The sequence below is a fragment of the Shewanella sp. 1CM18E genome (assembly GCF_023161665.1).
Taxonomy (GTDB): Bacteria; Pseudomonadota; Gammaproteobacteria; order Enterobacterales; family Shewanellaceae; genus Shewanella.
Genome location: NZ_JALNTW010000001.1, coordinates 524842 through 537435, shown reverse-complemented (window position 1 = coordinate 537435; position 12594 = coordinate 524842). Strand labels below are relative to the sequence as shown.

Annotated in this window: 9 protein-coding genes and 1 pseudogene; 8 read left to right on the top strand and 2 right to left on the bottom strand. The window is 40.4% G+C overall.

Annotated elements, in window-relative coordinates; translation table 11 throughout:
* The first annotated feature begins 123 nt into the window (after positions 1-123).
* A complete protein-coding gene (locus MSG37_RS02310; RefSeq protein WP_248468940.1) occupies positions 124-489 on the top strand; it encodes an Hpt domain-containing protein in 366 nt (121 codons plus the stop codon).
* 222 nt (positions 490-711) lie between these two features.
* Positions 712-1626, top strand: a complete 915-nt coding sequence (gene oxyR / locus MSG37_RS02305) for a hydrogen peroxide-inducible genes activator (protein ID WP_248468939.1) — start codon at positions 712-714, stop codon at positions 1624-1626.
* A gap of 37 nt (positions 1627-1663) precedes the next feature.
* On the opposite strand, the gene MSG37_RS02300 is transcribed toward oxyR, so the two are convergent.
* Together MSG37_RS02300 and mutH are read right to left on the bottom strand one after the other, a co-directional pair.
* Positions 1664-2740 carry an adenylate/guanylate cyclase domain-containing protein gene (locus MSG37_RS02300; RefSeq protein WP_248468938.1) on the bottom strand — a complete coding sequence of 359 codons (1077 nt, stop codon included), beginning with the start codon at positions 2738-2740 and terminating at the stop codon, positions 1664-1666.
* Between the two features lie 125 nt (positions 2741-2865).
* The gene (gene mutH / locus MSG37_RS02295; protein WP_248468937.1) at positions 2866-3537 is read right to left on the bottom strand and encodes a DNA mismatch repair endonuclease MutH; all 672 of its coding nucleotides are present in this window, start codon (positions 3535-3537) and stop codon (positions 2866-2868) included.
* Between the two features lie 703 nt (positions 3538-4240).
* On the opposite strand from mutH, the gene rppH reads away from it, so the two are divergent.
* The 6 genes and pseudogenes from rppH to MSG37_RS02265 all read left to right on the top strand — a co-directional run bounded on the left by rppH (position 4241) and on the right by MSG37_RS02265 (position 12592).
* On the top strand, positions 4241-4762 hold the full coding sequence (gene rppH, locus MSG37_RS02290; protein WP_248468936.1) for an RNA pyrophosphohydrolase: 522 nt from the start codon (positions 4241-4243) through the stop codon (positions 4760-4762).
* An 18-nt stretch (positions 4763-4780) separates the two neighbouring features.
* Positions 4781-7015, top strand: coding sequence for a phosphoenolpyruvate--protein phosphotransferase (gene ptsP / locus MSG37_RS02285; protein ID WP_248468935.1), 2235 nt, complete (start codon positions 4781-4783; stop codon positions 7013-7015).
* 170 nt (positions 7016-7185) lie between these two features.
* The gene (locus MSG37_RS02280; RefSeq protein WP_248468934.1) at positions 7186-7986 is read left to right on the top strand and encodes a sulfite exporter TauE/SafE family protein; all 801 of its coding nucleotides are present in this window, start codon (positions 7186-7188) and stop codon (positions 7984-7986) included.
* 81 nt (positions 7987-8067) lie between these two features.
* Positions 8068-8625 (top strand): annotated as a pseudogene (locus MSG37_RS02275) (thymidylate synthase); the annotation flags it as partial.
* Positions 8626-8771: 146 nt separating this feature from the next.
* Positions 8772-10028, top strand: coding sequence for a tyrosine-type recombinase/integrase (locus MSG37_RS02270; RefSeq protein ID WP_248468933.1), 1257 nt, complete (start codon positions 8772-8774; stop codon positions 10026-10028).
* Positions 10025-12592, top strand: a complete 2568-nt coding sequence (locus MSG37_RS02265) for a site-specific integrase (protein ID WP_248468932.1) — start codon at positions 10025-10027, stop codon at positions 12590-12592. The genes MSG37_RS02270 and MSG37_RS02265 overlap by 4 nt, the downstream gene beginning before the upstream one ends.
* Positions 12593-12594 lie beyond the last annotated feature (2 nt).

Genomic DNA, 12594 nt, shown 5'->3' with positions numbered 1-12594 from the left:
TGGTTAAATTTACGCGATTTTTAACCTCATGTGACACTAGTTGTTGCACCTAAGAATTTAGCGGGTATTATGTGGTAAAATCATCTTTTGTATACACTCGGCAATATTTTGAGAGGTGCCTAAATGGCAACAGCTGAATTAGAATCAATTTTGGATCTTAATACACTGGAGCAATACTGCAGTGCAATTGGTGCTGGCACGCTACTTAAAAGCGTTGTCTTATTTGAACAGTTAATGCCTGAATATATTGGCAACTTAGTTAGCGCTCATGAAGCAAATGATAAAGATACTCTTTGTAGTGAAGCGCACAAGTTCAAAGGTGCAGCAGGTTCAGTTGGTTTAAAACGCATTCAGCAGTTTGCTCAATTATTGCAACACGGCGAAGAAGCTGCTTGGGAACAAGAGCACGGCGTGTGGTTGAACGAAATTGTTGAATACGGTTCAAAAGACCTACAACAGTTGAAAGAATACCTAGAGTCTAAAGCTTAATATAAGCCGACTTTAGAAATAGCGCAGTTTGGATTTATCCACTGCGCTATTTTTTTATCTACTGTTCCCTGAAATTGTGGATAGAAATTAATAACAATCAATATAAACATGCAATTTTGATTCAGTTCACAAACTATCAGTGGTAAGTCGCAGTTATGTTAGTGAACTATGATAGAGTTAGATAGAACGATTAGATAAATTCTGTCATTGGTAATCTATTTTATGAAACATCTACCTAGTCTAAAAAATCTGTTTTATCTGGTGAACCTGCACCAAGAGCAGAACTTCAACAGAGCGGCAAAGATCTGTCATGTTAGCCAGTCAACTTTATCAAGCGGCATTCAAAACCTTGAAGAGCAGCTAGGGCATCAGTTAATTGAGCGCGATCATAAGTCGTTCATCTTCACCGCGATTGGCGAAGAAGTGGTTATGCGCTCGCGCAAGCTGCTAACGGATGTTGATGACTTGGTTGAGTTGGTTAAACATCAGGGAGAGCCGATGACGGGGGAGATCCGTTTAGGTTGTATTCCAACGATTGCACCGTTTTTATTGAGTAATGTGGTGCAGCATTGTAAGCAGGTATACCCCGATTTAACTTTGTTCTTAAAAGAGGACACCACTGACCGTTTAATCGATGCGCTAGGTAAGGGAGAGTTGGATCTATTATTACTAGCGCTTCCGGTTGATACCAGTGGCTTTCATAGCATGAAAGTAGGTATTGACCCATTCAAGATGGTAGTCCATAAAGATCTGACTGATGAGATCCATGAGCCTATTGATTATCAAGATCTGCCTGATGAAAGTATATTTTTGCTACAGGCTGAGCATTGCATTACTGGTCATGCAATCACGGCATGTCAGTTAGGTGAAAGCGAAAAGATTAACCCATTTGCTGCGACCAGTTTGCATACACTTGTACAAATGGTTAATTGTAAATTGGGTACCACTTTTTTACCGCAAATGGCAATTGATGCCGGCATTTTGAATAATACCGATTTAACCACAATGGCACCGCCAGGCGATACGCCTTATCGTGATATTGGTTTGGTTTGGCGTCAAACATCTAGCCGTATTCTAACTTTTAGAACCTTAGGCTTAGAGATCCAGAAGTTGCTTGATCAAGAAGATGAGCGTTAAGCGTTAAAATGCAGTAAAGCCGATAGCTGTTATCGGCTTACTGTGAACCTTTTGGTGATACACCAAATACTTCAATTGAATGTTGCTTACCCTTTAACTTAATTGGGCCTAAGCTATTAAGTTGATATTGCGAGTCACTATACTCAAGACGTGACTGCAATGAGCCCGAGATCAACATACGTTGGCCAAGCGGGTTACACTGATCTTGCAATCTAGCTAGTGTGTTTAGCACATCACTGAAGAAACTAATCTCTTGTTTTTGCACACCAACGACAGCCGCTACGACTTGGCCGCAATGGGCTGCAGCTTTAAATTTAGGTACAAAGCCGTACTGCTCTTCAAAATACTGTCTTTGCCAGCTTAGTTGCTGACTAAACTCATGGTAGATATTAAAGCAACGATCTTCTTTAATACCATCCTTTAGCGGCCAGTGGATAAGCACAGCATCACCCATATAGCGGTAAATTTCCGCTTCGTTGTTGGTTACTGTATCTGCCAATAAGCTAAAGCTATCTTGAATTAAGCGGCTAAAACGGTAATCACCTAAGGATTCAGCATGGGTTGTAGAAGCAACCATATCTAAATATAGGAATAAGCGTTGTTCATATCTTGGCTTGTGATATTTACCTAACCCTATGTTAAGTAGCACTCTTGGGCCAACAAGTAACGCCATCTGCTCGATGAATGCTAGCCCGACACGCACGACAACTAAGTAAACAATCAATGCTTGGAATGAAGGACTATAAAGAATGTGTGCGGTTAGCATTTGGCGCAAGGTGGTCATATGGTTCTCAATAGCCCACATATTGAGGTATTGAGTAATATAGGCCAGCGTGGTTGCGCCAAGTAATAGGAATAGACCTTTAAAAACAACTGAGAAAACATAAGGTAAACGATTGATTGCACTAAAGTCTGCAATCAAGTTCGACATCCAATGTAGGCTGCCGAAAATAATTCCCATATAAATTGAAAGCGTCGCTAAATCAGCGGAACCAATGGCCCACTGTGGAAGTTCCGGAGTTTGCGCGTATCGAAAGAATACGAAAGCCGCCATGGCCGAAGTCCAAGCGAATATAGCAAAGGTTAATTTCTTCGCCTGTATACGTGCTTTCACTATTAAAGGGGTATCCAAATGCTACTTGTTTTTAGGAGGCGCTAGTTTATAGAAAATCCCCCTACTTTTACCAGTAGTATTTGTGATCTAAGTCAAATGAGTGTGACTTTTGGTACAAAAATAACTCAAAGTAGCTGAGAAAGTATTCTTTGGGTAAATTGTGTCTTCAAATAGAAGCCTCTTGGGTTAGTTTGAGTCAGCTGACCATCTTTGCCAATACTGTCGGTGAGCACCTGACTATTGGCAGCTTTTGGCCTAAGTTGTAAAACTTCGCCATGACGAGCTGTGACTTTGTTTACTTGCCCCATAGAGATAAATTCCATGATCTCCTCCCAGTCTTGTTGCAGTAAGTAACTTTCTTCTGCTGACGGACGCCATAAGATTGGTGAGCCAATTTGGCGATGAGCTAACGGTATATCTCTGTCGCCTTGCACAGGGATCCAAAGTACTTGTTGTAACTTATGGCAAACTACGCTGTTTTGCCAAGTAAGACCTTGAATATCTGTTAGTGGAGCCACTGTTACATACGTCGTTTCAAGCACTTTACCTGTACGACTCACAGGGATTGTTTTTAGCTCTACACCTAAATGGACAAAATCTTGCTCTGGTTTTGAGCCTGCAAGCGCCCCAAGTTCAAGCTCAATTAATTGTCCGGCCCAGCCTTTATGTCGTTTAAGGTCTTTGGGCATTTCAATTTCGTGGTAATTGGCTAATTGGCCTAAAGTTAAGCCCGCCATTGCTTCTGCGCGTAGCATTAATTCGTCAATGCTAGCAGGGGAGTTAAATGCTTTTTTCATATCCTTGATTTTACCCATATAAACACTGATATCAAATGTGTTTAAAAAATGAACTTGCAATTAGTGCCTTGGTGATAACTTTTATTATAGTGGCTAAGTTTATGAATTAAGGAGTGATCTTTTTATAGGGTTTTGAATCAGTAGCAACTATTTGTTAGTTACACCTGTGCTTTCCCTATTTTTCCAACATAGTTATCCACAGATTTATTGGATAAGTCTAAGTAACAAGCCTGCTACTGTAATAAATGTGATCTGTCAATGCAATTAGAGACGGATTATTTGCTTTTTTTCACAGCTAAATAGTTGCAGTTGTGAATAACCCCTTTTGGCAATTAGCTAATGTATGGCTTTTAAATTTACTGGTTAAAAAATAGGCTTTTAGGTCGTGCTGTTGAAGTTGGTTTCTTTTGTGTGTGCCTATCTAATTGTAAATTAAGTTTTTTATGTGTTTATTGGCACTAAGGTAAATTTAATAAACCAATACTAAAACGCTAAGTTATTAGACTTTAACTGAGTTTCTAACAGAGATATCCACAGTTTTTGTGGATATCATTGCAAGTTGTCTTTATGTGCTGTTGATAAGGTTGGGCGTAATGGCTCAATTAGCTAATTTTATCCAAAGCCTGCCGTGTAACAGATATTTGCCGCCAGACACGCTTTGTGAAACAATCAAAAGATTAATAGTTAATAGTTCGGAGTCCATGTGATTGATAGTGACGGCTTTCGTGCAAATGTGGGCATCATTATCTGTAATCGCTTTGGGCAGGTTATGTGGGCAAGACGATTTGGCCAACATTCCTGGCAATTTCCTCAAGGTGGCGTTGACGATGGAGAGTCAGCAGAAGAAGCCATGTATCGTGAGTTATACGAAGAAGTAGGATTAAAGCCAGAACATGTGCAAATTCTAACATCGACGCGATCATGGTTACGCTATAGGCTACCTAAGCGGTTAATCAGACAAGATAGTAAACCCGTGTGTATCGGGCAAAAACAAAAATGGTTTTTGCTACAATTGAAAAGTCCCGAAAATGCCATAGATCTTAATGCAAGTGGTCATCCTGAATTTGATGATTGGCGTTGGGTGAGTTATTGGTATCCAGTAAGACAGGTTGTTTCTTTTAAAAGAGATGTTTACCGTAAAGTCATGAAAGAGTTCGCATCGACAACTTTACCTTTGCAAGTTAAAGAGTCGAATACAAAAAGACGAGGTATGCGTAGAAACTAAGTAGAGAGGTTTGCGTTAGTGCTTAAAACACTGAGAGATATCACCCAGGCAGTCGCTCAGGCGCGTGATCTTAACTCCGCCTTAGCACTTCTTGTTACGCAAACCAAACAAGCTATGGCAACTGAGTGTTGCTCTATCTATATAATAGAAGAGCAACAACTTATTCTTTCTGCTACTGATGGTCTGGCGCTGTCAGCCGTTAATTCAACAAGTTTACCTATTACTCAAGGTTTAGTTGGCCTTGTGGCTCAACGTGAAGAAGCAATTAACCTTGCTGACGCACCGTCTCATCCTAGATTTAAACTTTTACCTGAAGTGGCTGAAGAAGCTTATAACGCATTTTTGGCTGTCCCCATTGTTTACCAAAAAACCGTAATTGGTGTTTTAGTGGTTCAGCAAGTTCAGGCCCGTCAGTTTAGTGAGGGTGAAGAAGCCTTTTTGATGACGCTAGCTGCGCAGCTTGCAGTGGCGATTAAAGGTCTAACCCATAAAGCACGTTTAATTGGTGGTATACAGCAGCGTTACTATTTAGGTAAGCAAGCCTCAAAAGGTATCGCAATTGCCAAGGCCTTAGTGCTAGGTGGTCAGTTATCCTTTGACTTGCTTGAACTAAAGGCCAAATCGATAAGTGATGAAGAGCTGCGATTACAAGATGCTATGAGTCGCTGTAAAGATACACTTATTAGTGTGTCGCAGCGTTTTGATCGTGAAAAAGATGAAGAAGCGGCATCGATATTTAAAGCGTTGTTACTATTACTCGATAAAGCCAGCTTAGGCGGCGAGTATATAAAAGAAGTTCGGTCAGGCTGGTGTGCTGAAACGGCAGTGTGTCGGGTGTCTAAGCAGTACATTGAACATTTTTGTGCTATGACTGACCTGTACTTAAAAGAGCGTGCTAGCGACATTCGAGATCTTGGTCAACGTGTACTTAGACAGCTAATTGAACCTAATAAAATATTTCTTGAGCCAGAAACCCCTGTCATTCTTATCGCAAAAGAAGCCAATACCACGTTATTGGCTGAATTTCCGAGACAAAAGCTTGCCGGTATAGTCACCGAGTTTGGTGGGGTAAACTCTCATGCTGCTATTCTTGCTCGAGCCATGGGCGTACCAGCCATAATTGGTGTAGAGGGTATTCTTGGCGCCAATATAGAAAACTCGCAGATCATTATTAATGCTAATCGCGGTCAAGTGATCATAGAGCCCTCTGCGTTAGTCCTGTCTGAATATCAAAGTTTATTGGCGGCGCAAGAGGAGCAGCAAAGGCAATATGCCGCCGAGCTTGCACTGCAAACCATTACTCTAGATCAAAAACGTATCTACCTTTATATCAATAGTGGTTTATTAAGTAGTGTTGACTCTGAAACTGGCAGTGACTCAGATGGTATTGGCCTTTATCGCACTGAGATCTTGTTTATGCTTAAACAGTGTTTCCCAGGCGAAATTGAGCAGTTAGAAATTTATCGTAAAGTATTAAAAGCTGCGGGTAATAAACCTGTAGTGATGCGTACTCTCGATGTGGGCGGTGATAAGCCGCTAGATTACTTCCCAATTGTTGAAGATAACCCTTTTCTCGGTTGGCGCGGAATTAGACTGTCTTTAGATCATCCTGAGTTATTCTTGATCCAATTAAGAGCCATGCTGCAGGCTGCTATTGATACAGAGCAGTTACATATTTTGTTGCCTATGGTAAGTAATCTAGAAGAAATTGACTTATCGTTGATTTATCTAGAACAAGCCTGTCAGGAACTAACCTCTGAGCTCGGCAAAATTGTGACTATGCCAAAAGTTGGCATTATGCTCGAGGTACCAGTCTTATTGTATCAGCTAGATGAAGTGGCTCAGCGGGTTGATTTTGTGTCCGTGGGCTCAAACGATTTAACTCAGTATCTTTTAGCGGTAGATCGCAACAACCCAAGTGTTAGTTCACTATTTGATAGTTTGCACCCGGGTGTATTAAGAGCCTTAAAGTTTGCAGTAGAACGCTGCGGTGAACATGACTTACCGATTAGTGTTTGCGGTGAGCTGGCTGGCGAGCCGATTGGAGCCATCTTATTGATTGCCATGGGATACGACCAACTTAGTATGAACCAAGCAAGTCTTGCGCGGATTAACTATCTATTAAGGCGCGTATCACAAAAAGAGTTACAACAACTGCTCCAGCAGGTACTTAAGCTAAGTTGTGGTGAAGAGGTGCGCTCATTTGTTACTGATTATTGTGAGCAAAAAGGCTTGCTGAGCGTAATTAGCTAATACTTACATGGCTAACACCTAAACCTTTTACTCACTATCATAGGTGCGAATAGCCAATCTTAAAGCCATATATTCTAGCCGCATATTTTGTTAAGCAATGAACTTCCCCTGTTATCTAGCGCTGGAGTCCTTTAAACTAATACGATAATAAAGACTATAAGGTAGTGCTTGTGGAAAGCTGGCTATATATTTTGTGTATCTGCTTGATATTAGGCGCTGCTATCGGTTTTATGGCGGGATTATTAGGAATTGGTGGAGGCTTGATTGCCGTTCCTGCACTGCTGCATATTTTGCCTCAGGTTGGCGTGTCGGCCGAAAAAATCCCCCATGTCGCAATTGCAACCTCACTTGCAGCGATTATTTTAACTTCGCTATCTTCTGCTAGAGCCCATCATAAAAGAGCAAATATCCCTTGGCCTTTATTTAAGTCCATGCTGCCAGGTTTTGTGCTTGGCGCACTATGCTCTGGTTACATTTCTGAAATGATTGGCGCTAAATCGCTACAGCAAATCTTTGCGGTTTTTGTTATTTTAATGGCCGTGCAAATGGCCTTTCCTTTTAAGGCTAAATCTAACCGAGACATGCCTTCTGCTACCCATTTATTTATTGCAGCGACTGTTATTGCAATTATTGCTGCATTAATGGGAATTGGTGGTGGTGTGTTGTTGGTGCCGTTTTTAACTTGGTGCGGCTTACAAATGCGTTTTGCGGTGGGTTTTTCTGCTGCCACGGGTCTGTTGATCGCACTGTTTGGTAGTATTGGTTATACCCTTGCTGGTTGGGATGCCGCCGGGCTGCCAGATTGGACTTTAGGTTATATATATTTGCCAGCGTTAGTCGGTATTGTATCAACATCAATGTTGATGGCGCCGATAGGAGCTAAGGCCGCGACGACATTACCGACTGCTAAGCTTAAAAAAATCTTTGCTCTATTTCTTACGCTTGTGGGCTTGAAGCTGGTATTTGCATAATGTTTTGCCAACTATGATTGGTATAGCGCATTCATTTTTTACTGGGCGCGGCTCAGTGACACTTTTTATAGGTAGATAATCATGAAACAGTATTTAGATCTTTGTCAGCGAATTATTGATGAAGGAACTTGGGTGGAAAATAGCCGCACAGGTAAGCGTTGTCTTACCGTTATCAATGCTGATCTGGTTTATCATGTCGATAAAAATCAATTCCCACTAATTACTACCCGTAAGAGCTTTTATAAAGCCGCCATTGCTGAGTTGCTAGGTTACATTCGCGGCTATGACAACGCAGCTGATTTTAGAAAGATTGGTTGTAATACTTGGAATGCAAATGCAAACGACAACGAAGCTTGGCTGAACAACCCGCATCGTAAAGGTGAGGATGATATGGGCCGTGTCTATGGCGTTCAGGGGCGAGCATGGAGCAAACCAGACGGTGGCTGCATTGATCAGCTACGTAAAATTGTTGATGACTTATCGAAAGGCATTGATGATCGCGGTGAGATTTTAAGTTTTTATAATCCAGGTGAGTTTCACATGGGCTGTCTACGACCATGTATGCATACCCACAACTTCTCACTAGTAGGTGACACGTTACACCTAACCAGCTTCCAACGTTCTTGTGATGTACCCCTTTTATAACCTATATAGTAAAGTGCACAACTCGCAATAAGGCGAGCTTTTTTTTACTTGTACCATGCTTTTATTGTGCTATATTTTTTATGCATAGTTCATTTATTTTTCAATACTTGCATTTGGATTAGTGCACATCTCGAGGGGTTATGGATAAATCGGTTGTAATATCTACTGGTGAGAAGCTTGATACAAGACGTTCTTTAGTTCATGAAGATTCTATAGAGTACCCACATACGCTCTTTCTTGAAGACGGTGTTGCTGTTTTTAATGAACAAATGGAATTGTTGCCACTAATATCTGATTTTCTGAGTCATTACAGAAAGGGTCATAGTGACCTCTCCGTAAAAACCTACGCAAACAATCTGCTCTATTTAGTTAAATTTCTTACTACATATGATGAGAATCACATTGGTTCTCTGCGAGATAATTGTTTGTTGACGGTACATGCAACCGAGATTCAGAGGTATTTTGATTATTGCAAAAAAGATAAGTGCAAGGATGGAAAACCCAAAAGAGCAATTTCTGGAAAGACAATACAAAACAGAGATGCCGCATATAGCCGATTTTTCTCGGAGTTCCTATGTAACCCTCCAGCTGGATATAGAACTATTAGATATGAGGAAGACCCATATGAGCGTGGTCGGCTAGCTGGTGCGGCTAAAGAGTCACTGATTAAGCCTGCACTGTTTTTAGATGTTGAAGCTCTGATTCTTGTTGCCAATCATGAAAGAGAGAAATGTTTAATTCAATTCATGTTCGATTCAGGTGTTCGTAGGGCTGAGGTGAAAGACATTCTTCAAGATAGCATCTTACAGTTATCTAGAGGCCTTAGAAGGAGTGTAATCGTAGATGACGAAACCTTTCAAATAGCTAGCGAATACGTCTCAATGGAAATAAGGGGTAACAAGGCACGAGGAAGGGAAGCCAAACATCGCAATACTGTTGTTTCAAAAGCTACGATTAATAGAGTTCAAAGGTATCACTCCAGCATTGAATATAAGAAACATAAAAGACAGTGGGGAGATAGGCCTCTTCCCGCTTTTTTGAATCAAGAGGGGAACGCTTATACAGCAAGGTCTGTCAGTAAATTAATCAAAAAGCTGTCTAAAAGAGCGTTAAAACTTGGGCTGATCAAAGTTGAGCTATCACCGCATAAACTGCGTCATGGCTTTGGCGCTATGCTGCTAAATTCCGAGGACTTGGGGAAAACACAGTTGGATAGACTCCTGCTGCTACAGCAGTGTCTGGGACATAAATCATTAGATACTACACAAATGTACACAAAAATACCTGTTGGAGTTTGGGAGAGGTTTTTAGATCGCAATGGTATCGCATTGAAAAGGCATCAGTTGATGAAAAAGCTACAAGATAGAACCAGAGCAAAGAAGGGAATTGCTAAATGAATCTTAAGGAATGCCAAGAACGTTTGAATAATTGGTGGCTGTCGTTATCTGATGAACAAAAAAAGATAGTCCCGACTAGTAAAAATACAGTTGAGTTACGTTTTTTGTTTAGTGAAGAACCTATCAGCTATCAACGGGTTCGCTCTATGTTAAAACTAGATATAAGTAAAATAGAGCACGAACTTAGGCTGTTGGGAGTCTTGCCCAATGTTGACGATGACGTGATTGCATCATTGATGCGTGACTACATCTCTGAATGTAAATCTAATCCAAACCTATTATGGGATGTAGAATTATCAATCAGTGGGTTAGCAAACTCAAAGCTCATAGCTGAAGCCCCTGATTTTTTCTTTGAACAATATGGTGTTGTTTCGAAAACATTCTTGGCAAAAAAACTGTCATGTAACGCAAAGAAGTTAGATAAACCTGTTTTACTCGAACTAAGAAAACAGCTTAATCAACTGCTGTTGGAGCACAAAGTTTCTCTTCCTTATAGTCAAATTAAAGATAGTAGTCATTCAGTTGGTCATGATCTTAATAATCGTAGACTTTTCCTTAAGTGGGAAAATAGCTTATCAGAACAGCAGAAATTATTATTGCCAACTTTTGGAACCGTAATTGACAAAAAAGCATTCAATCACCTAATTCCAACCGAACGTGTAGCAACGGCATTGCCATTGCTCAAAGCTGAATATAAGCGGTTCTCTAGTGAGGTTTTCAAACTCAAAGGTATCAATTACAAAACAGTTAAAGAGCGTGAAGAAGTACGTAAAGAAAAGGCTATAGATAAGGAAGAAGGGCGGTTGCTGGCATTTCTTAGATTACGAAATAAAAAACTTGTTTCGATAGATGATTTTACTTCAGAAAAAGGGCGTTATGAGGATGTGCTGCATGCCTTCGCAGTTAGCTCTCTAAAAGTGAACTCAAAGTCAGGTATGTCTAATTACTATATAGGGTATAAGCATTATAGTGATTTCTTAGAAAGCACAGGAGTCTCCCTAAACAGTAGTTTTAGAGAGTGCTTTTATTCATGGTCTCTGAGAGATTTTAAAGAGTATTTAGGCGCTAAAATTGGCGAAGCGGCATTATCGACTGCATCGGCCTCAACAATTTTATCTGCACTGAGAATGACTTTGGATAGGCTAAAAACAATTCGTAATTTTGATTTCAATTACCTACCTGCTGACGGATTTGAGATTGTTAGAGAGTCGATTCAATATAAGCCCTATTCAGTCAACGAGCGAAAACAGATACACAAAATGCTAGAACAGGAAATGGCTCTAGCTAAAAAGAAACTACAGCCCTATGAAAGGTTAGATAGAGAAGGTTCGAATCTCGATGATCCAAAGATCCAAGCCCGAATTATTTTTGAAGATGATTGTAACTGTACTCCTACTTATATGGGCGAATGGGCTGTTAAAGGGCGTACTAAGGGACAGAATAAGCTCGCGAACTTTATTACAACTAGGCGACTATCTCTCCATGAACTTTATAGTGAGTGGGGAGTGTTGACTCGAAGAGTCATGACTCGAGAGGTCGGTGTGTATGTTTTAAAAATGGCGCAAGTATTAGGGATGAACCTAAATCCCATTTTAGAACTTGAAATAGATGATTACCAAGAACATCACCCATTAACTAATAAGCCCTGTTTGACCTATTGGAAAGAGCGTTCAACGGGGGAGAAGATGATTCATTTAGATTTATTTCATGCGGATTTGCAATGGTTAACAATTAGCCAGAAAAACTTCGTTGAAACAGTGTTTAAGGAGGTTGAACAGCTAACCTTCAAAGCAAGAAAATATGTTGCAGAAGAACTATCCCAAAGGCTTTTTATAAATTGTGAAAAAGTTGCCAAAGCGGTCAATATTTCGGCTATGAACAAGGTCTACTCTGAACTAATCGAGGTGTATCAGTTAAAAGCTGATGATGGTAAACCGTTGGTGCTAACAACAACCAGATTCAGGCCAACACTAGTTAGTGAGTTAATTGAGGCGGGGGTTTCGCTCAGAGAAATCCAATATCTGCTGGGGCACTCTTCTATTTATACGACAATGAATTACATAGAAAAACTAGAGTTCGATAGAGTAATAAGAGATAAAGCAAGAGAGGCAATTGAAGACATTTATAGCGGCACTGTTCACTCAAGTGCTCAGAAATTAACCCAGAAAAAACAGCGTAGATATGGTGATAATCAAATCATTATGAAAACTCCGCTTGGTGGCTGTAAGAATATCTTTGATCCACCTAATTTTATCAAAAACTCTTCTTTGTACGTTAAGGGTAAACCTTGTTCTCAGTACAATAAGTGTATTTCTTGCGACAATGTTATGCTTACAGAGAAACATCTTCCAGAACTTTTTGCGATGCAGCGAGACTATTTAGCATCACTAGAAAGTAGCACTGTAGTTAACACCCCTTATCATGTTGTTGTACTAGAAAACCTTTCACTGCTTGACGATATCTTGAACTTTGAAACCTCTGAGTTTGAAGTTGATATTTTGACGCAAGCGAAAGAAGACTCGATATTTATTGAAACCACAATACTAGAAAGCTGGAGCTGTTAAAA